This is a genomic window from Epibacterium sp. ABZ3_068 (genome assembly GCF_056159265.1).
Genome location: NZ_JBSWUV010000001.1, coordinates 896,411 through 920,571 on the forward strand (window position 1 = coordinate 896,411; position 24,161 = coordinate 920,571).

Annotated in this window: 14 protein-coding genes, 3 tRNA genes, 3 rRNA genes and 1 pseudogene; 8 read left to right on the forward strand and 13 right to left on the reverse strand. The window is 52.8% G+C overall.

Annotation, left to right across the window (positions count from 1 at the left end):
• Window positions 1-328: 328 nt before the first annotated feature.
• From ACXAEW_RS04150 to ACXAEW_RS04175, 6 genes and pseudogenes are all read left to right on the forward strand, one after another.
• Window positions 329-1,315, forward strand: a complete 987-nt coding sequence (locus ACXAEW_RS04150; RefSeq protein ID WP_474940134.1) for a hypothetical protein — start codon at window positions 329-331, stop codon at window positions 1,313-1,315.
• Window positions 1,316-1,422: 107 nt separating this feature from the next.
• Window positions 1,423-2,181 carry an IS5 family transposase gene (locus ACXAEW_RS04155; protein ID WP_474940135.1) on the forward strand — a complete coding sequence of 253 codons (759 nt, stop codon included), beginning with the start codon at window positions 1,423-1,425 and terminating at the stop codon, window positions 2,179-2,181.
• Between the two features lie 108 nt (window positions 2,182-2,289).
• Window positions 2,290-2,526 carry a helix-turn-helix domain-containing protein gene (locus tag ACXAEW_RS04160; RefSeq protein ID WP_474939600.1) on the forward strand — a complete coding sequence of 79 codons (237 nt, stop codon included), beginning with the start codon at window positions 2,290-2,292 and terminating at the stop codon, window positions 2,524-2,526.
• 206 nt (window positions 2,527-2,732) lie between these two features.
• Window positions 2,733-4,475 (forward strand): IS66 family transposase, encoded by a 1,743-nt coding sequence (gene tnpC, locus ACXAEW_RS04165; protein WP_474939601.1) that lies wholly within the window; start codon window positions 2,733-2,735, stop codon window positions 4,473-4,475.
• Window positions 4,476-5,183: 708 nt separating this feature from the next.
• Window positions 5,184-6,638: an AAA family ATPase gene (locus ACXAEW_RS04170; protein ID WP_474940136.1), complete on the forward strand. Its 1,455-nt coding sequence runs from the start codon at window positions 5,184-5,186 to the stop codon at window positions 6,636-6,638.
• A 582-nt stretch (window positions 6,639-7,220) separates the two neighbouring features.
• Window positions 7,221-7,388: pseudogene (locus ACXAEW_RS04175) on the forward strand (integrase core domain-containing protein); the annotation flags it as partial.
• Window positions 7,389-7,601: 213 nt separating this feature from the next.
• Here the strand turns inward: ACXAEW_RS04175 and ACXAEW_RS04180 are convergent.
• The 13 genes from ACXAEW_RS04180 to ACXAEW_RS04240 form a co-directional block, all read right to left on the reverse strand.
• Window positions 7,602-7,678 (reverse strand) — tRNA-Met (locus tag ACXAEW_RS04180).
• Window positions 7,679-7,723: 45 nt separating this feature from the next.
• Window positions 7,724-7,838: ribosomal RNA gene (rrf, locus tag ACXAEW_RS04185) — 5S ribosomal RNA — on the reverse strand.
• 110 nt (window positions 7,839-7,948) lie between these two features.
• A 23S ribosomal RNA gene (locus tag ACXAEW_RS04190) occupies window positions 7,949-10,782 on the reverse strand.
• Between the two features lie 470 nt (window positions 10,783-11,252).
• Window positions 11,253-11,329 (reverse strand) — tRNA-Ile (locus tag ACXAEW_RS04195).
• 26 nt (window positions 11,330-11,355) lie between these two features.
• A tRNA-Ala gene (locus ACXAEW_RS04200) sits at window positions 11,356-11,431 on the reverse strand.
• A 149-nt stretch (window positions 11,432-11,580) separates the two neighbouring features.
• Window positions 11,581-13,041 (reverse strand): 16S ribosomal RNA (locus ACXAEW_RS04205).
• Together the 16S, 23S and 5S rRNA genes with 3 tRNA genes alongside form the textbook arrangement of a ribosomal RNA operon.
• An 820-nt stretch (window positions 13,042-13,861) precedes the next feature.
• Window positions 13,862-14,635 carry a LamB/YcsF family protein gene (locus tag ACXAEW_RS04210; protein WP_474940137.1) on the reverse strand — a complete coding sequence of 258 codons (774 nt, stop codon included), beginning with the start codon at window positions 14,633-14,635 and terminating at the stop codon, window positions 13,862-13,864.
• 23 nt (window positions 14,636-14,658) lie between these two features.
• The gene (locus tag ACXAEW_RS04215; protein ID WP_474940138.1) at window positions 14,659-15,675 is read right to left on the reverse strand and encodes a 5-oxoprolinase subunit C family protein; all 1,017 of its coding nucleotides are present in this window, start codon (window positions 15,673-15,675) and stop codon (window positions 14,659-14,661) included.
• Entirely contained in the window at window positions 15,672-16,424 is a 753-nt protein-coding gene (locus ACXAEW_RS04220; protein ID WP_474940139.1) for a 5-oxoprolinase subunit B family protein, read from the reverse strand. Before ACXAEW_RS04220 ends, ACXAEW_RS04215 begins: the two co-directional genes overlap by 4 nt.
• A gap of 188 nt (window positions 16,425-16,612) precedes the next feature.
• Window positions 16,613-18,025 carry a methyl-accepting chemotaxis protein gene (locus ACXAEW_RS04225; protein WP_474940140.1) on the reverse strand — a complete coding sequence of 471 codons (1,413 nt, stop codon included), beginning with the start codon at window positions 18,023-18,025 and terminating at the stop codon, window positions 16,613-16,615.
• A 649-nt stretch (window positions 18,026-18,674) separates the two neighbouring features.
• Entirely contained in the window at window positions 18,675-19,502 is an 828-nt protein-coding gene (locus tag ACXAEW_RS04230) for an ATP-binding cassette domain-containing protein (protein ID WP_474940141.1), read from the reverse strand.
• Window positions 19,478-20,560 carry an ABC transporter permease gene (locus ACXAEW_RS04235; RefSeq protein WP_474940142.1) on the reverse strand — a complete coding sequence of 361 codons (1,083 nt, stop codon included), beginning with the start codon at window positions 20,558-20,560 and terminating at the stop codon, window positions 19,478-19,480. Before ACXAEW_RS04235 ends, ACXAEW_RS04230 begins: the two co-directional genes overlap by 25 nt.
• Before the next feature lie 131 nt (window positions 20,561-20,691).
• Entirely contained in the window at window positions 20,692-21,708 is a 1,017-nt protein-coding gene (locus tag ACXAEW_RS04240; protein ID WP_474940143.1) for a substrate-binding domain-containing protein, read from the reverse strand.
• Window positions 21,709-22,006: 298 nt separating this feature from the next.
• Between ACXAEW_RS04240 and ACXAEW_RS04245 the strand changes: the two genes are divergently transcribed.
• Both ACXAEW_RS04245 and ACXAEW_RS04250 read left to right on the forward strand, forming a co-directional pair.
• The gene (locus tag ACXAEW_RS04245) at window positions 22,007-23,152 is read left to right on the forward strand and encodes an ROK family protein (protein WP_474940144.1); all 1,146 of its coding nucleotides are present in this window, start codon (window positions 22,007-22,009) and stop codon (window positions 23,150-23,152) included.
• 3 nt (window positions 23,153-23,155) lie between these two features.
• Window positions 23,156-24,082 carry a carbohydrate kinase family protein gene (locus ACXAEW_RS04250; protein WP_474940145.1) on the forward strand — a complete coding sequence of 309 codons (927 nt, stop codon included), beginning with the start codon at window positions 23,156-23,158 and terminating at the stop codon, window positions 24,080-24,082.
• The last annotated feature ends 79 nt before the right edge of the window (window positions 24,083-24,161 follow it).

Genomic DNA, 24,161 nt, shown 5'->3' on the forward strand with positions numbered 1-24,161 from the left:
GAGGTGTTTGCCCTCTAGCGGCGGGCAAACCGAGCCAGGGCGAAACGGCACCCAAAGGGCACATCGTGACGCAAAAGGACAAATGTCCTGACTATCGATAAGAAATGTCGAGAGTCAACCAATTTGCCCTTTTGATCCCCTGTAAGCAATTGAAACTAAATACGCAAGTTTTAGTCAGGCATCTAATGTGCCCTTTTTTATCAACCATTTTGTCTGCATACTGACTGCCGAACCACGAAGCTCGGGTCTACGCTTTTTAGGATGTTGATTGGGCTATCTTTAAGCTTTAGGTTGTGATCTGTGTGCAATTCAGAAGCTGAAATTTTTTATGAATAACGAACAAAAAAGCAAATCCGAACAAGGTGACCTCGCAAACGAATGGATGAAAGATCTGGCGTGGGCTTCTGGAAAGTTGAAAGCGGTAGCTCCGTTGTTGGCACTATGGATGATTGTCCAATATTGCTTCAGCGAACGTATTGTCTTTCCTGTTGAGAGCATTGGGCAACTCGCCAGCTCATTGGTCGTCCTACTCCTTCTCGCCCTAATGTTATCATTTTACTTAGGCTATGGCCTTTTGTTTACCGCATGGGTACGGCATCCACTCCCCCACATGTCAAGGTTCAGAGACGGCACTCAACGCAATACTGAAATCCCAAGAATTTCTTGGAAAGAGCTGATTCTAGATGTGTTTGCGGCGACGATAGCAAGTATTTTTGTTTTTTATATTTGCCTCGTGACAGAGCTAAGTTTTGGGCAGATTTTACTCTATCTCTTGGGGTGCATGGGAGCAGGGTTTCTGCTTCTTCTGGTTCTTCTTGTGCCGTCCTCACACGGTCGTCGCGTTATGGCTATGGTTGCGTTTTTTGCAATTGCGGTTTTGTTATTGGTCCCAGTTAACGTGCAGCGGCCAGCAACAAACCTAGCCCTTCAAATACTTGGAATTCGTTCAGCTCCATCTGATATTCTGATTTTTTCAAACTCTGCCAAGAGTATACTCACTGACCTGCAAGACCCCGAAAATCCTTTGAAATTCTGCCAAATTGGCGAAAGCAAAGAGGAAAATCTCGAAGATGCAATGTGGACGTTCTCAGCCTCACAGCTCCTATGGGGCAGTGGCGAACTATCAACTGTTCGCGTACTTCCTGCACTTCCCGAAGGCTTCGCCAGCATGGATGAAGAAGAGCAGAATAAGATTGAAGCAAACAGAGCCAAGGCTGCCGTGCAGATTGCTCTGCCTGCAGACGATGTGAAAATTCTTCGGAACAATGCCTTTGCTCTTCTGGAGCAAGCTCCATCGCGATGCAGCACACAGTGATATCAAGTCGAAAACGCGACGTGGCTCGTGATGGAAGGCACTAGGGTCAGGACCCATTGATTTCCGTCGGGCTGCGTGATTCACTGCTTCGAAAATGAGCGGTGAACATGTCAGACCTTTTCTGGCTGACGGACGCGCAGATGGCGCGCCTTGAGCCCTTCTTCCCGAAATCCCACGGCAAACCACGCGTCGATGACAGGCGCGTCTTGAGCGGTATTATTTTCATCAATCGCAATGGTTTACGCTGGCGTGATGCGCCGAAGGAGTATGGCCCCCACAAGACGCTCTACAACCGTTGGAAGCGGTGGAGTGACAAGGGCATTTTCGCTCGTCTGATGGTCGGCCTGGCCGCCGAGCATCGTGAAGAAAAGACTGTGATGATCGACGCAACTTACCTCAAGGCTCACCGTACAGCGACCAATTTGGGCGTCAAAAAGGGGGGGCGTGGACGCCTGATCGGGCGAACCAAGGGCGGCATGAACACCAAGCTACATGCCATTTGCGACAGCCAAGGACGCCCGCTTGATCTGTTTGTAACCGCCGGACAGGTAAGCGATTACATCGGGGCACGCGCTTTGCTCAGCAACTTACCGCACGTCGATTGGTTGCTCGGAGATCGAGGCTATGATGCCGACTGGTTCAGAGAAGCGTTGCAAGACAAAGGGATACGCGCCTGCATCCCGGGCCGGAAACAACGCAGGAAGCCAGTGAAGTACGATAAGCGCCGCTACAAGCGCAGAAACCGGATCGAAATCATGTTCGGTAGGCTAAAGGATTGGCGGCGTGTGGCGACACGCTACGACAGATGCCCAAAGGTCTTCCTATCAGCAATCGCACTTGCTGCCCTGGTCATCTACTGGCTTTGAAACTCAATGAGTCCAGACCCTAGGAGAATTCCACTTATTGACTGACCGATTCGCAAGTGCTTTTGTGCCGCTAGTTAAGACTTTAAGCGAAGAAAGCAGACACAAATCATGAGATCGGAATTGCGTCGGCATGAAAAACTAAAATGTATGCTCCGGCTCGTGGGCTCGTCGCTTTCTGAAATCAGTTCGGACTTGGGTGTTTCCCCAGCTGCTGTATCTTACGTCTCTCAACGGCGAAATCGATCCGCTCGAATTGAGACCGCCATCGCGAGGAAACTAAACCGTCCCGTTCAGGAGGTATTTCCCGACACGATCACAGATAGCGAGGTCGATACCATGACCTGAACATGCTTGCGATGGTATTGAATTGAAAGAGGCCTGCGGGTGTCGGAACCCAGCAGACCTCGGAAAATCGTTTTGGTGCACGATCTCTTCCCCTTTCATCCCATCATCACTTTCGAAAATCAAGCGAAAACGCGCCCGATCCTTAGGACGCGACTGATAGATCTGCGCCTAGTACCCTGGCGCATGACGGGGATGAACATCCAGAAATGGCCACGGCAATCGACATACATGCTGAGCTGAGCAGAGCTCTCCAAGCGGGTGACATATCGTCGGCATGCAGTCTTTGTGACGCCCTTGGCTCAAAGCTAGAAGCCGATCGCAAAGAGGCGTTGCGCAGCTCGGCGCGTATTAAGTTCCTCGAACAGACCCTCAAAAAGCTGCAATCCGAGGTGAAAGCAAAAGACGAACGGATCGCCGGTCTTGTTCATGATCTCTGGACAAATAGTGCAGACACTTTTGATCCTTTGAGCGCAGAGGAAGAAGAAGAGGCCAAAGAACAAACGACCAAATCATCTTCGAACCAGAACACTCAAGGCCAAATCAAAAAGGGTAGCAAAAACTACGCTGCGAATTCTCCGGACAAACCCACCAAAGACAGCACCGGCCGGGGACCAACTGATTGGAGTGGTTTGGATCATGTCGATGTCGAATATAAAGGTCCTTTGACGTGTCCATGCGGATGTGGCGGCGGAATAAGATCCTTTTACACTCAAAGAAGGCGAAAAGTTCGACCTGCCTATTACTGGGTTGAAGTGACCGAGGTCCCAAAGCTTCGTTGCCTTTACGACGCTGATGGCGAAGAGCGGATGAAAACGATGCCGTTTGAGCCGACACTCTTGCCCGGCACGAATATGGACAGCAGCGTATTGGCCTATCACGTCACTCAACGATTTGCGTGGGGCCTACCCTGGTACCGAATTGAAACCATGCTCCGTTATGCGGGATGGATCACTTATCGTTCGACCTTAATGCGCCAAGCCAACAAGACAGCTGAAGCTATCATGGGTGTTTATCATGCCCTGATGGAGTCTATCCTTGGCGACAGCCGTCGAGTCTTCGTTGATGAAACGCCCATCCCAATCCTAAGGCAGGGAAAAGGCAAAACAGGCACGGCCTATATGTACGCCGTTCATCGCGACGACCGGCCATTTGGCGGAAACGATCCGCCTGCAACAATTTATGTCACCCGAAATTCGCGGGCCATGTCCCATATACATGATCTTTTTGCTGGTCGATCTCTCATCGTTCATCACGATGCATATGGGGGCTATGGACGCTTTGGAAGAGTCGGCTCAGCCGTGGCAAATATTGTCAGCGTTGGTTGCTGGACGCATGCCCGTCGGAACTTCATCAAATACTACGATACAACTAAGGATGGCAAAGTAGGGTCTGCATCCGCTGCTGAAATTATCGAGCTGATCAACTTGGTGTACAAATACGATGGTGAAACCTGGGGATGGAGCCCTGAGGGGCGTCGAAGCCATCGCCAAAAACACTGCAAGCCGGTGGTCGAAAAGCTGTTGCGACGGATGGAAGAGATCCAATCGAGCATTTCAACCGGCTCCGCACTGAACACTGCGATCAACTACGTGCTTAGTCGCCGAGAAAGCTTGACCCGTTTCCTTGATAATGGACGCATGGAGTTAGATACAAACGCCGTCGAGCGACAGTTCAAGCCGGTGCAGATGCTTCGAAAGAATGTCTATTTCATGGGAAGTGAAGAAGGCGGGCAAACCTGGGCTGTATTTTCCTCCCTTATCGAGACCTGCAAGCTAAACGGATATGATCCTTATAAATACCTGGTATGGCTGTTCGACGAGTTAACCCAGTTGTTCGCCCGAAAAGCCTCTCCGGTCATCGACTACCGAAAGTTCTTGCCCTGGGACGCGCCTGAACATTGCAAAGCTGGAATGAAACAGAAGGGCGCAGAGTTGCGAATAGCAGCGTGACCACCTGCATCAGGGGCGGATTGTGTTGAAAAAGTCCTTGGGTCCGCATTCGCAGGCGCTGATCTAGAATTTTGTTCTGTTGGGGATCGAATTCACCCCGCGAGCGGAGCGCTATTCTCACTGGAGAAAACAGGCGTTCTGAAAAATCAGGCAGCTTTGAGTTCGCTCGAGTTTTTCAACACAATCGGGCGGAGAGCCGACCTTTGCCGCAGGAGTGAGCCATCCAAGCTGTAGGTAGGAACCAGACATTCAGACCGCGCCGAACTCGGGCTTGGCGCTGCACCGCCGCAACGCGGCTTGAGCTGTATGCGGACCCTGAGACGGGCACGGCAGAAGTGAATGACCGCACGATCTGCATGTTCGCGGACGACCAGCAAAAGACAATCGCTTACTGCCGGTTGTCGCCGGATTGGCTCGTCGCGGCACTGGCATCGTCAAACAGCGGTGCGCCGGTATAAAAAAGACAGCGCCAGTTGTGAAAGCTCCAAGCCCTCGGTAGCATCACCAGAAAATAGCAAATCGCAGAGCACTATGACCTTCAATTTTACTATTCCCACCCCGGGTGAAGCTCTCGCAGTAGAGTTCGACCCAGGCGAGACTGTCCTATTCGTCGGCGCGAACGGTGGCGGAAAAACGCGTCTCACAGTTCATATCGAGAATAGCTTGGGATAATCGGCTCACCGTGTATCTGCCCATCGTGCGCTTATCATGAACCCCGAGGTTCAAAAAATTAGCGAGAGGCAAGCGCTCTCCGGGTTGCGATACGGATACCCTGGGGACGCGTCCCGAAATGCTGGCCTGAACCACAGAAGTGGCAATAGATGGGGCAATAAACATGCGACCCATCTCCTGAATGATTTCGATTATCTCATTCAAGCGCTTTTTGCCGATCAATCTAACACCTCGTTGAAAGCCTATCATCGGCATAAGCCGGGCGCAGATCACAGCGAAGACAGCTTTGAGATCACAAAGTTCGACAAGCTTCTTGAAATCTGGAACCGGCTTCTTCCTCATCGTCAACTTCACATCTCCGGGGATAACATCAGAGTTTCAGCCGGTGGCGTTGGCGAAACTTACCCTGCCTCAGAGATGAGTGATGGGGAGAGGGCGGTTTTCTACATGATAGGGCAAGCACTGGTTGCAGCGGAGGGAACGGTCTTGATCGTCGATGAACCAGAGCTTCACGTTCATCGCTCAATAATGGCCAAGCTATGGGACGAAATAGAAGCCACTCGAAGGGATTGCGGATTTATATATATTACTCACGACCTTGATTTTGCGGCAGCACGATCAGCAAGAAAATATGTGATTCGAGATTTTTCACCTCAGCCCCATTGGGTAGTTGAAGAGATTCCGGAGAACACCGGGTTTCCAGAGGAACTGGTCACGCTCATTCTGGGCAGCAGACGCCCCATCCTCTTTGTGGAGGGCACGCATGATAGCCTTGACTACGCAATATACCGCGCATGCTATCCAGAATGGACAGTTGTTCCGAAGTCTTCTTGCTCAGAAGTAATCCATTCAGTGGTTTCAATGCGGGCCAATGCGAGCCTGACCCGGGTAACATGTTCCGGTATCGTGGACGGCGATGACTACAGCGATGAGGATGTAGCTTATTTTGAAGGCTTAGGTATCAAGATCATTCCTGTATCGGAGATCGAGAATCTTATCGCACTTCCAGTTGTTTGCTCCGCGATTGCCGAATCTGATGGCTTCACTGGAGCTGACTTACAGAAAAAGCTCGATGATGTCGCCAACGGAATATTCAGCTTACTCGATAGCGATGAAAAGATCGATAAGGTGGTCGCCCGTCATTGCCAAAGGCGTATTGATCGAATGCTGAAGCAGCTCGATTTCTCAGGCTCAACATCGAGCGAAGACCTGATTCGAGATTACGATACTCGCACCGCAAATCTGGATATTTCTGGAATCGTAGGAACTCGAACGCGAGAGATTAAGGCTGCTATAGAGCAGAAAGACTTGGCGGCACTTCTGCGCTATTACGACAATAAAAGAGGAATCGCTGCAACCTTGGCGTCAGTTTTGAAAGGGACCAGAAGGGAAAACTTTGAATCGTGGGTTATCAGAGTTCTTGCGGCAAATAGCTCAAGCGGCATAGCAAACGCTGTGAAGAGCGTTCTTCCAGTTATCGAGCCTCGGTAGCTCGAGACCGTTCTTTCCGCACACCTGACCTCCGACGGCACCCGCAGGACGCATGCGCAGCGAAAGCCCGGTTCGACGGGCCGCGCCGCCGCATACCCGGTATCGCTTCAGCGGCAGCTCTGGGCTGATTGTGTTGAAAAACTCGAGCGAACTCAAAGCTGCCTGATTTTTCAGAACGCCTGTTTTCTCCAGTGAGAATAGCGCTCCGCTCGCAGGGGGAATTCGATCCCCAACAGAACAAAATTCTGGATCAGCGCCTGCGAACGCGGACCCAAGGACTTTTTCAACACAATCGGCCGGAAGCTCCAATGAATTGGCATTGCGGCCCAGGTTGCCGGGGGTAGGAGTTAACGATGTCAAACAGCGGCGACTGAGCGCTTATTTGGTAGTCTTAGATCTTGCAGAGAAGATTAAAAGTGCTGTTTCGGGCCCTGGATACAACGCTTACGAACAACGAGCGGTTGCGCAAAGCCGTTTCTGATCTGACGCTTGATAAGCTGATCCTGGCGGACGCTGCGAGAGCTTCAATGCAAGGTTCCGCCCCTCTCGGCAGCATGCTTTGCATGCGCCTGCCGGGCAATGGACGAGTTCCTAAATGGCGAGATCTTCTACAGCCTGCGTGAGGCCCAAGTCCTGATCGAAGCATGGAGAAAACACTACAACACGAAACGACCACATAGTGCTTTGGGCTACCGCCCACCGGCACCCGCAACAATCGTCCAGATGGACCAAAGCCCGGTCATGCACTAACAATCAAACTGGACCACTCAGGTGGGGCTGATCAGCCGGGGGTAGGAATTAGCGATGTCAAACAGCGGCGACTGAGCACTTGTTTGGTAGTCTTAGATCTTGCAGAGAAGATTAAAAGTGCTGTTTCGGGCCCTGGATACAACGCTTACGATGGCTTGCGCGTGTTTTTCCACTACGTTCAGAGTATGTTGTGTCTGATGTAGTAGGAAAAGCTGGTTGCGGGAGTAGGATTTGAACCTACGACCTTCAGGTTATGAGCCTGACGAGCTACCTGGCTGCTCCATCCCGCGCTGGTTTTGTGTATTTATCGATTTATAGAGACTGGTATTATCTAGGTTTGGCGGTGACCTACTCTCCCAGGGCTTAAGCCCAAGTACCATTGGCGCTGAGGCACTTAACTTCCGGGTTCGGGATGGGACCGGGTGTTTTGCTCTTGCTGTTGCCACCAAACCGAGGCAATACCATGCGTTTTTTTTGACGCTTACAATCAAGGTTGTCCAAGTTAGTTTTGCTTTTGGTTGCTTGATATATTTTAGAATAGACACTGTCTATTTCTGGATCAGATCAAGCCAATCGGGCGATTAGTACCGGTCAACTGAGTGCATTACTGCACTTACATCTCCGGCCTATTGACGTGGTGGTCTTCCACGGCCCTCAGGGATACCTTGTTTTGAGGGGGGCTTCCCGCTTAGATGCCTTCAGCGGTTATCCTTTCCGAACATAGCTACCCAGCACTACCGTTGGCACGATAACTGGTCCACCAGTGGTTCGTTCACCCCGGTCCTCTCGTACTAGGGGCAACTCCTCTCAAGTATCCTACACCCACGGCAGATAGGGACCGAACTGTCTCACGACGTTCTAAACCCAGCTCACGTACCTCTTTAAACGGCGAACAGCCGTACCCTTGGGACCTGCTCCAGCCCCAGGATGAGATGAGCCGACATCGAGGTGCCAAACACTGCCGTCGATATGGACTCTTGGGCAGTATCAGCCTGTTATCCCCGGCGTACCTTTTATCCGTTGAGCGATGGCCCTTCCACTCGGGACCACCGGATCACTATGGCCGACTTTCGTCTCTGCTCGACTTGTCAGTCTTGCAGTCAGGCTGGCTTTTGCCATTGCACTCAACGAGCGATTTCCGACCGCTCTGAGCCAACCTTCGCGCGCCTCCGTTACTCTTTAGGAGGCGACCGCCCCAGTCAAACTACCCGCCACGCAGGGTCCCGGATCCCGGTAAGGGACCGCGGTTAGATATCAAGAGTGCGAAGGGTGGTATCTCAAGGGAGGCTCCACCTGGACTTGCGTCCTGGTTTCGATGCCTACCACCTATCCTGCACATCACAATCCTGATACCAGTGCGAAGCTGTAGTAAAGGTGCACGGGGTCTTTCCGTCTAACCGCGGGAAGCCTGCATCTTGACAGGCAATTCAATTTCGCTGAGTCGATGTTGGAGACAGCGGGGAAGTCGTTACGCCATTCGTGCAGGTCGGAACTTACCCGACAAGGAATTTCGCTACCTTAGGACCGTTATAGTTACGGCCGCCGTTTACCTGGGCTTCAATTCGGAGCTCTCACCCCTCCTTTTAACCTTCAGGCACCGGGCAGGCGTCAGACCCTATACGTCGTCTTGCGACTTCGCAGAGCCCTATGTTTTTAATAAACAGTCGCCACCCCCTGGTTTGTGCCCCCGGATTCCACTTGCGTAGGACCCGGGCCTCCTTCTCGCGAACTTACGGAGGTATTTTGCCGAGTTCCTTCAACATCGTTCTCTCAAGCGCCTTGGTATTCTCTACCAGTCCACCTGTGTCGGTTTAGGGTACGGTCTCATGGAGGGCTATTTCCAGGGACTGATCAGCAGCCCACCCAATCCGATAAGGGCAAACTACCTTCACAATCCGTCACATCCTCCTGGCCCAGGAATATTAACCTGGTTCCCATCGCCTACGCCTTTCGGCCTCGGCTTAGGGGCCGGCTTACCCTGCTCAGATTAGCTTTAAGCAGGAACCCTTGGACTTTCGGCGAGAGTGTCTCTCACACTCTTTGTCGCTACTCATGTCATCATTCTCACTAGTGATCTCTCCACGGGATCGCTCACGCGCCCGCTTCATCGAAAGCTCCGTGCGTCCAAGACCTTCCAGAGGAAGGTTAAAGACGCATGGAACTATATCACACTACGCTCTGCTACCATGCACTATGTGCATCCTCGGCTTCGGCTCATGGCTTGAGCCCCGTTACATCTTCGCCGCAGGACGTCTTAATTAGACCAGTGAGCTGTTACGCTATCTTTAAAGGATGGCTGCTTCTAAGCCAACCTCCTGGTTGTTTTGGACATCCCACCTGCTTTCCCACTTAGCCATGAATTAGGGGCCTTAGCCGGAGGTCAGGGTTGTTTCCCTCTCCACTACGGACGTTAGCATCCGCAGTGTGTCTGCCATCTAGTACTCCCGGGTATTCGGAGTTTGGTTAGGATCAGTAAGCCTGTGGGGCCCCATTACCCATCCAGTGCTCTACCCCCCGGGGTATTCGGATGACGCTCTACCTAAATAGATTTCGCAGAGAACCAGCTATCTCCGAGTTTGATTGGCCTTTCACCCCTAGGCACAACTCATCCCGATCTTTTTCAACAGATGTGGGTTCGGTCCTCCAGTGCATGTTACTGCACCTTCAACCTGGTCATGCCTAGATCACTCGGTTTCGGGTCTGATCCCACGTACTCATGCGCCCTATTAAGACTCGCTTTCGCTGCGCCTACACCTAACGGCTTAAGCTTGCACGTGAGACCAAGTCGATGACCCATTATACAAAAGGTACGCCGTCAGATCGTAAAGATCCTCCGACTGATTGTAGGCGTTCGGTTTCAGGGACTGTTTCACTCCCCTTGTCGGGGTGCTTTTCACCTTTCCCTCACGGTACTGGTTCGCTATCGGTCAGTAAGGAGTACTTAGCCTTCGAAGGTGGTCCTCCGATCTTCAGACAGAATTTCACGTGTTCCGCCCTACTTAATACGTCCTTCAGAGCTTCCCATACGGGGCTATCACCCGCTATGGCTATGCTTCCCAACATATTCTGGTCACTCATCAGGCTCGGCTGGTCCCCGTTCGCTCGCCGCTACTAGGGGAGTATCAATTGATTTCCTTTCCTCCGGGTACTTAGATGTTTCAGTTCCCCGGGTTTGCTCTTAAAACCCTATGTATTCAGGTAATAAGTACTTGGTTATGCTCATTATAAGCAGCCTAGAAAGGCTATTATAACAAACATTCAAGTGGGTTGCCCCATTCGGAAATTCATGGATCAAAGCTTATTCTCAGCTCCCCATGACTTATCGCAGAGTATCACGTCCTTCATCGCCTCTTACTGCCAAGGCATCCACCAAACGCCCTTCTCGCGCTTGATCTGATCCAGAAAAAGACAGTGTTAACGTCTTTCCGTTTCGCCACTTGGGCGACGCGGCAATTAACACGATCGACAACAGAAGCTGGTAAGATCTGTTGCTTATCTTTCTGAACCAAAAGCATACTTTCCCGCCTGAACAGATGTCGGTCTGTTCAGACATGCATGAACTTAATCATGCGGGTTAGTGTACTTGACTTGGACAACTACCGTCATTTCATAAAGGCATACAAAAGGGCGTCTGAGGAAACATGACGCGTCCAATGCTTTCCACTGCCGAAGCAGCTTCACCTGAATGAGGTCATCCCCTTACTTAGGGCGACCAACGGTGTTGTTGATTGTAATCTCTATAAACGATATCAAGTTCCGCTCTCTTGAGAGAGGGAATGCTGCGTCCGATTGGACGTTTAAGAAGCACATCTTGCGCTGCTTAAAGGTCAAATCGAACCCTTTGATCTATGTATATCCGAAGAATGGTGGGTCGAGGAGGACTTGAACCTCCGACCTCACGCTTATCAGGCGTGCGCTCTAACCACCTGAGCTACCGACCCATTCTCTGTTGGGACTTAGCTGGAGATGGTGGAGCCTAGGAGGATCGAACTCCTGACCTCCTGAATGCAAATCAGGCGCTCTCCCAGCTGAGCTAAGGCCCCCTAGCTGAACCCTGCAATCTGCAAGGTCCTGACAATTCCTGAAGAGATATGAGGACGGCTCGGTTTGATATGTGACCAGCTTTGTTTGCTGGTCGTGCTAAGTGTTCCACGAAAGAGAGCAAGCTCTACTTTGCTAGGAACATCCTTAGAAAGGAGGTGATCCAGCCGCAGGTTCCCCTACGGCTACCTTGTTACGACTTCACCCCAGTCGCTGAGCCTACCGTGGTCCGCTGCCTCTCAAAGAGTTAGCGCACGGCCGTCGGGTAGACCCAACTCCCATGGTGTGACGGGCGGTGTGTACAAGGCCCGGGAACGTATTCACCGCGTCATGCTGTTACGCGATTACTAGCGATTCCGACTTCATGGGGTCGAGTTGCAGACCCCAATCCGAACTGAGACATCTTTTAGGGATTAACCCATTGTTGATGCCATTGTAGCACGTGTGTAGCCCAACCCGTAAGGGCCATGAGGACTTGACGTCATCCACACCTTCCTCCCGCTTATCACGGGCAGTTTCTCTAGAGTGCCCAGCCGAACTGCTGGCAACTAAAGATGTGGGTTGCGCTCGTTGCCGGACTTAACCGAACATCTCACGACACGAGCTGACGACAGCCATGCAGCACCTGTCACTAGGTCCCGAAGGAAGGCCTGATCTCTCAGGTTGTCCTAGGATGTCAAGGGTTGGTAAGGTTCTGCGCGTTGCTTCGAATTAAACCACATGCTCCACCGCTTGTGCGGGCCCCCGTCAATTCCTTTGAGTTTTAATCTTGCGACCGTACTCCCCAGGCGGAATGCTTAATCCGTTAGGTGTGTCACCGAATAGCATGCTATCCGACGACTGGCATTCATCGTTTACGGTGTGGACTACCAGGGTATCTAATCCTGTTTGCTCCCCACACTTTCGCACCTCAGCGTCAGTATCGAGCCAGTGAGCCGCCTTCGCCACTGGTGTTCCTCCGAATATCTACGAATTTCACCTCTACACTCGGAATTCCACTCACCTCTCTCGAACTCAAGACTGGGAGTTTTAAAGGCAGTTCCAGGGTTGAGCCCTGGGATTTCACCTCTAACTTTCCAATCCGCCTACGTGCGCTTTACGCCCAGTAATTCCGAACAACGCTAACCCCCTCCGTATTACCGCGGCTGCTGGCACGGAGTTAGCCGGGGTTTCTTTACCAGATACTGTCATTATCATCTCTGGCGAAAGAGCTTTACGACCCTAAGGCCTTCATCACTCACGCGGCATGGCTGGATCAGGGTTGCCCCCATTGTCCAAGATTCCCCACTGCTGCCTCCCGTAGGAGTCTGGGCCGTGTCTCAGTCCCAGTGTTGCTGATCATCCTCTAAAACCAGCTATAGATCGTAGACTTGGTAGGCCGTTACCCCACCAACTATCTAATCTAACGCGGGCCAATCCAAATCCGATAAATCTTTCCCCCGAAGGGCGTATAAGGTATTACTCACCGTTTCCAGTGGCTATTCCTTAGATCTGGGTATGTTCCCACGCGTTACTAACCCGTCCGCCGCTCCACCCGAAGGTGGCGCTCGACTTGCATGTGTTAGGCCTGCCGCCAGCGTTCGTTCTGAGCCAGGATCAAACTCTCAAGTTGAAAAGCAATTGCTTGCTTATCCTTGACGTCGAACCTCTGCACATCACTGGTTGCTCTGCAAATCCAAACCCTTGGGAGAGCTTAAATCTGGATCCGGACCCGGCTAGGAACCCGAAATAGCAACCTGTTATTCTCTGTTTGTTGTGCTTCAGTACCAAAGGTACAGAAAGCCGTCCAAACAGTGAAGCTGACACTAGATCATCGGGCCGAAACCCTACTAGCGTTGATATACAGACGTTGATCCATCGAAATAAACCAAACCGCCCACATATCTCTTCAGATATACAACAATGTCAAAGAGCAACACCCGGAAACAAAAGACCCGAAGGCCAAAAACAAGACCGTTGCGCAAAATCTTCCTGCGCCACCGCCTCAGTCCATTCCCAAATGCCCCAGCCTCTCCCAGGTGTCCCTCAGTCTTCCCTGAGCGCCAAGATCGTCTTTCCGACCCGTCACCACCGTCTCTCCGGTGTGTCCCGCAGCGTCTCCGCCGCGCCCCGTAGCGCCTCAGCGCCGCCGGTGAAGGGGGTTCTAGTCCCAACCCAAACCACCCGCAACCCCAAAATCACAAAAACATAAAAGAAATCAACAAAATCACAAAATAATAAACAATATCAACGGGATAACTGCGTATCACTTGATGAAATCAAAGGGTGCCCCAAGACTTTGAAGCAGGGCGACGCCCTTAAAGCGGGCTTGTTTCGAAGCTTTAAATCAGCACAATTACTATATCTAGTGGCGCGGAAATTTCCCGCCACTAGAATCCTCTTCGACTCACAATAGGACCGAGTCGGAGATTCCTTTTTTCGGTTACTGGAGGTTAGCCCACACGGCCGGAAAATCGACGAACCGCTATACCTTCCGCCTCGAGGCACTGGCGAACAGACTTTGCCAATTCAACAGCCGTCGGCGTATCGCCATGCAGGCAGATCGTATCGATCGAAGCCGGGATAGATTTACCACTCTCAGAGAGAATGGCACCGGCCTTCACCATTTCCACCACTCTGGGACCAGCAACCTTGGGGTCGTGGATGACCGAACCTGGAAGGTTACGACTTACCAGCGTCGCATCATCATTATAGGCGCGGTCGGCAAAGATCTCTCCACACCAGTTACACCCAAGATCCCGGACCACCTCCTCCATGGCGGTGGCAGCCAGAACCATAACAATAATATCCGGCGCGACATCAAGCGCAGCCTGGTAGCAAACACGCGCCAGTTTTGGATCCACACTGGCCATATTGGCCAATGCACCGTGAAGCTTGAGATGGCGAACCTCCGCACCCACAGTTTTCGCCATGCCCAGTGCTGCCCCCAGTTGGTAGCGCACCATATTGGCAACTGTGCCATCGGGAACATGCATATTTCGGCGCCCAAACCCCTGCAGATCCAGAAATCCCGGATGTGCACCGATTCCAACATTTGCATCCCGAGCATTTTCCATAGTCCGAAACATGACGTCTGGATCGCCGGCATGAAAGCCACATGCGACATTCGCGCTGGTAATCACTTTGAGCAAACTCTCGTCATCGCCCATGACCCAAGGACCAAAGCTTTCTCCCATATCCGCATTCAGATCGACAGCGTGAGTCATATTCTTGGCTCCTTGGAGTGATACTATAGAAACGGGTCCGCAGTTGCCGAAACGACCCCGCCGATCAATTGATAGGACAGGAGGTCTCCGATGTCGCCAGGATCGCGCAGCAAAGGCTGACAACGTGCAGGCAGTGTGGCCAGCTCTTTGGCAAAACGGCGTTCGGCCTCCAGCCCTTCAGCAAGCGTTACCCATTTGAACCGGAAGGTTGCCCCTGCTCCGCCCTGTGCAACTTTGGGCAGGTCACAGGGCAAGACCGTTCCAATTCGAGGGTATCCACCCGTTGTCTGACATTCCCGCATTAAAACAAAGGGCCGACCATCCCCGGTCATTTGCACATCTCCGGGAACGATGACTTCCGAAAGGATATCGAGCTGGCTGTCCGCCGAGAAACCAGGACCGCTGGACTGCATCTCAACCCCCATGCGGTTCGCGCGCGCGCCCCTGTGGAACGGCGTGTGCTGAAAACGCGCGCGTACGTCATCGCTGAAAAGAGAAGACTGGAAGCTCTCGACAATGCGAATTTCTCCGCCATCAAACCGTGGGTCGCGAGGGAGGACCACACCGGTTTGCGTGCCAGCATCCGGCCCTGCGATCAAGACATCGCCTTCACTCGCATTTGCTCCCAAACCTGCGGCCAAATGCACAGAACATGCGCCCAAAATCTGTTCACAGAGTATTCCGCCACCCAAATGCAGGTATCCATAGACACCGTTGCTTGCGGCGCCAATTTCCAGTCTCTGCCCCTGATTGATCTGATGAGACGCATTCCAGGCTAAAGGTGACCCGTCCAAGGTGACCCGCATGCGCGCACCTGTCAAAGCAATACGTAATTCCCCCAAGGCTTCGAAACTTCCGCCAAATCCTGCCATCTCCAGCGCCGGAAGCGTGGGGGCCTGTTGCAACAATGCTGCGCCTTCAGCCAAAGCACGCACATCCGCAGCGCCTCCTTGGGCGACACCAAACTGCAATAGCCCAGCTCGCCCCAGATCCTGAACAGAAACCGCGGGCCCTATGTTTAGGACTTTCAAAGCGCTCACGTTTCCAGTTCCTCAACCAATGCGCCGCCAAAGTGCGGGTCCTTCCCGACGAGGCGTTGAAACTCAGGCTTTGTCACCGGGAAAAACTGCATTTCGTCCCCTGCGCGCAAAGCAAAGGGTGCTTCAGCAGTGGGACGAAACGCCTGGAAACCGGTTTGCCCAACATGACGCCAGCCCGTTGGCGTAGCCGTAGAGAACAAAACAAACTGTGAGACGGCCTGAACCAATGCTCCACGTGGCACCATCGGGGTTAAGTCGGTCTGTCTCGGTATATTCCACTGAGCTCCAAGTGTTCCCAAATACGGCTGGCCCGGCGCAAATCCGATTGTCAGAACCCGGACACGTGCCGACCCCAAGGCAGCAATGGCCGCTTCTTCTGTCAGCCCTGCCAGATCTGCGGCCTCTGCCAGTTGCGGCGCAAGATCAGTCCCATATACAGTCGGAACACGCCAAAACCTGCGCCCATCGGGCAGCGGCGCGGCGCTCCAGTCTCGCTTTTCCAATAACAGGCCAAGCTGCTCTGCAAGGGCAGCGTGCGAAACCACATGAGGATCAAAACGAACAAAGACTGACGCAAGGGATGTCGATGTTTCTTGCACGCCTGCAAAACAAGCGCTTGAAACCGCTTCACAAAAAGCCAATGCCGCACGATTTTGAATGTCGCTCAAACGATCCGAGAAGCGGACAATCAGACCCGACAAACCGACAGTTTGTATGAGCGGGAAGGTCATATGTTCCTGCGCGGTCATTCTTTTCCCCGTTTTGCGCCCCACATTTGCGGCAGGTCGAGGGGAGGTCAAGCTCTGGCCAGTAGAAATCGACAGACACTTGCGTATTGACCCAGGCCAGAGACCCGAGAAGTAAAAAAAGAGGTGGTCCTGGACCACCCCAAATAAGCTGAGCAATGCGCTGTTAAGCAACTTCGGTGCTGAACGGGTTAGAAATCATCCCAACCTACTGCAGCGTCCAACGGACCATGCGCAGTTGGTTCGGGTGCCGCAACGGCTGCAGGGCGCGATGGCTCTTGGAATTTCGCAACATTTCCAGCACTTGCGCCAGTAAACATCGCAACCTCCTGACCCAATCGGGCCGCGTCGTTATTCAATGTCTGCGCGGCGGCGGTACTTTGCTGAACCATCGCAGCGTTCTGCTGAGTGACTTTATCCAGTTCAGTCATACCAGAGTTGACTTCGTTCAAAGTGGTCGCCTGCTCTTCTGCACCCTGAGCAATGTTACTAACGTGGGTGGAAATCGCGCCGACACTTTCAATGATCTGATGCAGAGCCTTACCAGCCTGACCAACCAGATCCACACCGTTGGAAACTTGACGATTACTGTCGCTGATCAGCTTCTTGATCTCACCCGCAGCGTCAGAAGAGCGCTGAGCCAATGCGCGAACCTCGGATGCAACGACAGCAAAGCCACGACCCGCCTCACCCGCTCGTGCAGCTTCAACACCGGCGTTCAAGGCCAAGAGATTGGTCTGGAACGCGATGTCGTCAATTACGGAGATAATATTTGCAATCTTGTCAGAGGACTGTTCGATCTCGGACATTGCCGAGATCGCATTGGTGACGATTTCGCCGCTTTCAGTCGCTTTCTGTTGCTCTTTACGGACGATTTCTTCCACCTGACGCGCGCCATCAGCAGAAGAACGCACGGTTGCGGTCAGTTCTTCAATAGCCGCGGCTGTCTCCTCCAGTGTGGCGGCCTGACTCTCGGTTCGGTGCGCCAAATCACCAGAAGACTGCCCGATTTCTCCGGCCGTGCGTTGAACCGCCTCGGATACGCCAGCAACAGTGCTAATCGTCTGCTCCAGCTTTTCAACGGACTCGTTAAACGCTTTGCCCAAATCAGCAACATCACGGATATTGGACGCCTTGATGCGGTGGCTCAGCTTGCCTTCGGAAAGAGCCTGCAACCCCTCGGTGATGGTATTAAGACCTTCTTTTCGCTCAGTAATATCGCTCGCGATCTTGGCTACTTTGACGATATTCCCAGCTTCATCGTAGATTGGTGCATATGTCGCTTGGATCCAGATAACGCTTCCGTCCTTGCGGACGCGAGGGAACTGGTCTGTTACCGCCGTGCCAGTGGCTAGATCTTTCCAGAATTGTTCGTACTGTTCTGTAGCCGCAAAGGTTTTATAGACAAACATCCGGTGATGCTGGCCCACAATTTCATCCAAAGAGTACCCAAGCGCGTCCAAAAAATTCTGGTTCGCGGTCAAAATCGTTCCGTCGGGTTCGAATTGAATCGTTGCCTGCGTCTTATCGATCATCTGCAAGATAGCTTTTTGGGCCAGATCAAGTTCTGCCGTCTCAGCGTTCTTCTTGGACTTAAAAAACACGCCAATACTCCGTTACGTTGTTTGCACAGCTTGATCACTTTATACCTGCCAAACCCTCGCAAACCGTTAAGCGCCAAGGTCCAAAATGAAAAATTTGAAAAACCGCCCAATAGATGAAAACAAACAAACTATTGTTTTTGCGTAAAAAAATTAATTAGATTGAATTTATTCAGGAAAAAACACCCCAGAAGTGTGGGGCAACATCTCTCTTTGAGAATATTGAGAATCACACTTTCATACCTCAACATATCATCAGGAAACCCCTGTTTGTTTCACGAGAGACACAGGCCCACACTGAACAGAGAGGGCTTGAAACGAGCCCCAACACGCGCCTCCCGCATGACATTGATCTGGCCTGTTTACCAGACGGGGCCTTTGTGCCCTCTGGTAAACAGAGCAAATCGTCCGAGCACGTCCGACAATACAGTGTGTTTGATCTCATAAATCCACAAAAGCGGTGACGCGCTTATGAGAACAAGACTCATTTCTACAGGCGGCAAATGCAGAACTGAGGGCGCAAAAGAGCATCCTCCATGATGTGTTGACCATGTGTAGGCAGGGCGCGCCACTCGATAGGTTTAGGGTGCTTGTCTAAAACAGCTCCCTCCCGCGAGTTGATTATTCTTCTTTCAGACGGGAGGGAGCCGGTTTATGCGACGGATCTGGGAGTGAGCTGCTGCTCTTCCAAGGGAGGCGCATCCATCGCACCTGTCATGATCGCAACGGCATCCGACATAGAGTATTTTTGTGGATCTATCACCGCGTGGCGCTTGCCAAGACGATGGATGTGGATGCGGTCCGCCACCTCAAAGACATGAGGCATGTTGTGACTGATCAGGACAATCGGAATGCCGCGGGCCTTAACGTCCTTTATCAATTCAAGAACGCGGCGGCTTTCCTTCACACCAAGTGCGGCCGTCGGTTCGTCCATTATGATGAATTTTGTCGCAAAGGCCGCTGCACGGGCAACGGCGACACCCTGGCGTTGCCCCCCCGAAAGCGTTTCGACCGCCTGATTGATAGACTGCACGGTCATTAAGCCGAGTTCCGTCAGCTTCTCACGCGCGATACGTTGCATCTCGGCGTTATCGAGCATCTTGAACCAGTCGCCCAAAATCCCCTTGCGCCGAATTTCGCGGCCCATGAACATATTATCGGCAATCGACAAGGCCGGAGACAAAGCCAGGTTCTGATAGACGATCTCGATACCCATATCACGCGCTTCGATAGGCGAATTGAAATGAACCGGCTTGCCCTCGATCTTGATCTCTCCGCCATCTGGGGTCACCGCACCACAGATCGATTTCACGATTGAGGATTTACCGGCACCGTTGTCGCCTATGACGGCGAGGATTTCGCCCGGATACAAATCAAAATCAGACTGGTCGATGGCTGTCACACGACCATAGCGCTTTAGGATTCCACGACCTTGAACAATAGGAATGGGAGTCGTCATGACGATACCTTTCTGATCCATTGGTCAATTGCGACCGCAAAGATGATAAGCCAGCCGATAGCAAAGACCTGCCACAGTACATCCACGCCAGCCAGACGCAGGCCAGACTGGAAAACGCCAACAATCAGCGCTCCAAACAAGGCCCCCATGATCGAGCCACGCCCGCCAAAAAGCGAAATGCCCCCGATCACAACAGCAGTGATGGACTGCAGGTTGCCCTCATAGAAAGATTGCGGAGAAACCGACCCAACACGCCCGATAGACGCCCAGGCACCAATCGCACAGACGAATCCGGCAAGCGCATAAACGGATACAAGCGTCCGGTCAGTACGGATGCCCGAAAGCTCTGCCGCTTCCTTGTCATCGCCAATCGCGTAAACGTGCCGCCCCCAGGCGGTCTTGTTCAAAAGATACCAGAGCGCCGCAAAGACGAGCACCATCAGGATCGAACCATAAGTGAGGCGCGCAGATCCAATTGCGATGTTGTTACCAAAGAATTTCAAGAGCGGTGCAGCTTGGTCAATGTCCTGCGACCGGATTGATTGCGCACCCGACAGCCAGAGGTTCAGCGCAAAGAAGATATTCCACGTTCCAAGCGTCGCGATGAACGGAGGCAGTTTGATGCGTGTCACCAACAGACCATTCAACACACCTGCCCCAGTGCCAGCAGCAAAGGCGATCAACAATGCGAAAGGCGCAGGCACCCCGAGATCAACGGCCAGTTTGCCACCAATCACACTCATGAGGATCATGATTGCGGCAACCGACAGGTCGATGCCGGCCGTCATGATCACAAGACTTTGGGCTGCGGCAAGAATACCAATAATCGAAACCTGCTGGATGATCAGTGTCAGGTTAAAAGGCGAGAAAAAACGCTCCCCTGCCAGAACGCCAAAGATGGCGATGCTGACGATTAAGACAATCACGGGAACCATTGTTGGGTGGCCGTGCAGGAAGTGCTGGGCTTTGTCTATTAGACTCTTTTCACCGCTGTCAAAGGACGCCACTGAAGTGTCGCTTTGATTAAGCGTCTTCTCAAAGTCCTGGGCTTGACGCGGCGGGGAATCAGTGCCGGACATGGGCAAGTCTCCGATTGCGGTATGTAATTTCAAGGGCGGCATTATGGCCACAAATTTTCTTTGAAACAGAAGGGCGGCCGCAGCCGCCCTCGGCACAAGTCAGGCTCATACCATCCTCGTGCGGTTTCAACTTACCCCCAGCAAAGCTTCAGTGCTTCGGCAGAGGTAATGGACGGAATGCCGTCAACGGGAGCATCTGTAACCAGTTGAACACCGGTGTTTACAAAATCCAGGCCCGGTGTGTTTTCAGGCTTGGACCCAGAGGCCGCAAAAGCCTCGATTGCTTCAATCCCTTTGGACGCCATCAAAAGCGGGAACTGCATGGATGTCGCACCAATGACCCCATCTGCTACGTTTTGAACACCAGGGCATCCGCCATCCACAGAAACGATCAATGCCTGCTCTTCGAGACCAACCGCTTTCAGCGCTTCATATGCACCGGCTGCCGCTGGCTCGTTGATCGTGTAAACAACGTTGACACCCGGATCGAGCTGCAACAGGTTTTCCATCGCAGTACGTCCGCCTTCTTCGTTGCCATTGGTGACATCGTTACCAACAATACGCGGGTCGTCTTCGTCACCAATGTCGGTCGGGTCCTTGATATCCACGCCAAAGCCATCAAGGAAGCCGTTGTTGCGCAGGTAGTCGACTGAGATCTCAGATGCGTTCAGGTCCAGCATGCCGATTTTTGCAGCCGTCGTATCGCCCATGGTCGCAGCGGCCCACTGACCAATCAGTTGACCGGCAAGGAAGTTGTCGGTTGCAAAAGTCGCGTCTGCAGTTGCCGCTGGTTCAAACGGAGTGTCGAGCGCGATAACCAAGAGTCCGGCATCACGCGCCTGCGCAACAGCAGGTTCCAACGCGCGGCTATCTGACGGCGTGATCAGGATACCACTTGCACCGGATGCAATGCAGGTCTCAACAGCTGCAACCTGTGTCTCGACGTCACCGTCCAATTTCCCGGCGAATGTTTGCAGCTTGACGCCTGCAGCTTCGGCTGCGCTCAAAGCGCCTTCTTTCATTTTGACAAAGAATGGATTTGTGTCGGTTTTGGTGATCAGGCAGGCACCCGTGCTACCGGCAGATGCAGTAGTCACGGAAATGGCCAATGCGGACGCAGCGCAGGCCAGTTTAATGGCAGTTTTCATGTCTTTCCTCCCTTTGGACCCTCTGAAGAAACAAAAGACCCATTTGCATTCAATGTGCCCAACCAAAGCAGAGCTCCAATCATCAGGCGCCTTTATCAAAGCGACTCTCTCAAGATGTGTCAATAAATAAATCACTCTTATTTATTATTGACAGTTTGCATGACAACGGCAAGTCTACTAGGTGCATCGGATCAGGTGAGGACCGTTAGATCGCTAACACCTGACCGTGGAATACCAGGGAGGACGTGGCGCTTTGGACGCCCAAACAACAACCGTCAGAGGGTCAAACCAAAGTGGCATGCGTGCCCATAATGAACGTTTGGTTCTGTCTCTCATTCGCCAAATGGGTCCACAGCCAAAGGCCGAAGTCGCGCGCCTGACCAAACTGTCGGCCCAGACAGTCTCGGTCATCATGCGCGCTTTGGAAGCCGATGGGCTCTTGGAAAAGGGGGAACCCGTTCGCGGCAAGGTCGGGCAACCGTCAGTTCCGATGAGTCTCGCCCCGGAAGGCGCATTCTTCATGGGCTTAAAGGTCGGCCGCCGGAGTTTGGACCTGGTTCTGATCGACTTTCTGGGCCGTGTAAAAACCCGTGTCCACCTGACACATAAATATCCAACACCGGATCGCGTTGTGCGCTTTGCCAAAGACGGCATTGCCCAGGCACTGGACCAGCTGGACTCCAAACAGCGAAAACGTGTTGCGGGGCTTGGCATTGCAATTCCGTTTCGCCTATGGGATTGGGCCAAACCGCTGGGTGTGACCAGCAGCGAAATGGAAGCATGGCGCGACCGGGACGTTGCAGAGGAAATTGCCCAGAACCTTGATTTCCCCGTTTATTTACAAAACGATGCCTCAGCTGCCTGCGGTGCGGAACTGGTGTTTGGCGACCAAGACAAACCCATCGACTTTCTCTACTTTTTCATAGGCTTCTTCGTCGGCGGTGGGCTCGTGATGGACAATGCACTTTACACCGGGCGAACAGGAAACGCTGCGGCGCTTGGGTCGATCCCTATTGGCAAAAAAGCTGGCCGTGTTCATCAATTGGTAGACGCCGCCTCGTTAGCGGAACTGGAACGCGCGCTGAACGCTGCGGGCGAAGACGGTGCAGAAATCTGGGAATCCCCAAAGACATGGAACATTCCCGAAACCTACGTGGAAGATTGGCTGAACGCCGCTGCCGAAGGCTTGGCCTATGCAATTGCATCTGCAACATGTGTCATCGACTTTGAATGCGTCATGATCGACGGGTGGCTGCCCGACGAGGTGCGGTCCAGCCTGGTGCGGAAAGTTGCTGACTACCTCGAAGCTAACCGAATTCCCGGGATTGACGTCCCTGAAATTCGCGAGGGAACCATCGGCAGCGATGCCCGCTCACTCGGCGCGGCAAGCCTGCCCCTGTCCAACCGTTTCCTTGTGGACAGCAAAGCAATTCTGAAAGGATAACCCATGATCTTGTGTTGTGGTGAAGCTCTGATCGACATGATCCCGGCGCCGACTGAACTGGGTCGCGATGGATTTGTTCCGTTTGTTGGCGGCGCTGTTTTCAATACGGCAATCGCGCTCGGACGGCTGGGCGTCAACGCCGGAATGCTCACCGGTTTGTCGAGCGATATGTTTGGGCAACAGCTTCAGCAGGCCTTGACCGATAGCAAGGTTGATACCTCCCTCATTTCTGTTTCCGATCGCCCAACCACGTTGGCGTTTGTCACCCTGAACAACGGTCATGCGACCTACGCGTTTTATGACGAGAATACCGCAGGCCGTATGCTGCAGCCAGACGAGCTTCCAGAAGTTCCGTCATCCGTAAGCGCGCTATATTTGGGGGGCATCAGCCTCGCCTGTGAACCTGCCGCCGATGCCTATGCGACGTTGCTGCGCACCTATGGCGCGACTCGCGCAGTAATGATGGATCCCAATATTCGAGCAAACTTCATTCAGGATGAGACCCGGTATCGTGTGCGCCTCGATGAGATGATGACGTATTGTGATATCCTGAAGGCCTCCGACGAAGATCTGGATTGGCTGGTGCCCGGCACGGAAACACTGGCTGCCAAAGCGCGAATGCTAATGGAAAAAGGCCCAAAGATTGTACTGGTCACACGCGGTGCAGACGGAGCGTCGGCGTTTTTTGACGAACAGTCGATTGATGTGCCTGCGCAGCGCGTTGAAATCGTGGATACAGTCGGCGCCGGCGACACTTTTAATGCTGGTGTTTTGGCAAAACTCTCGGAACGCGGTGCGTTGACCAAAGACGCGTTAAAGTCGCCGAAACCCCAAGATCTGGAAGCTGCACTCGCTCATGGCTCAAAGGTCGCCGCCGTCACGGTTTCTCGTGCAGGCGTCAATCCTCCCTGGGCCGAAGAGCTGAGTTGATAGCGCCTTCAGAAACTGCAACGGTTCCCAAAGCGTATTTTGGGACCGGACAAAACGCGGTTTCAGATCCGCGTTTCAG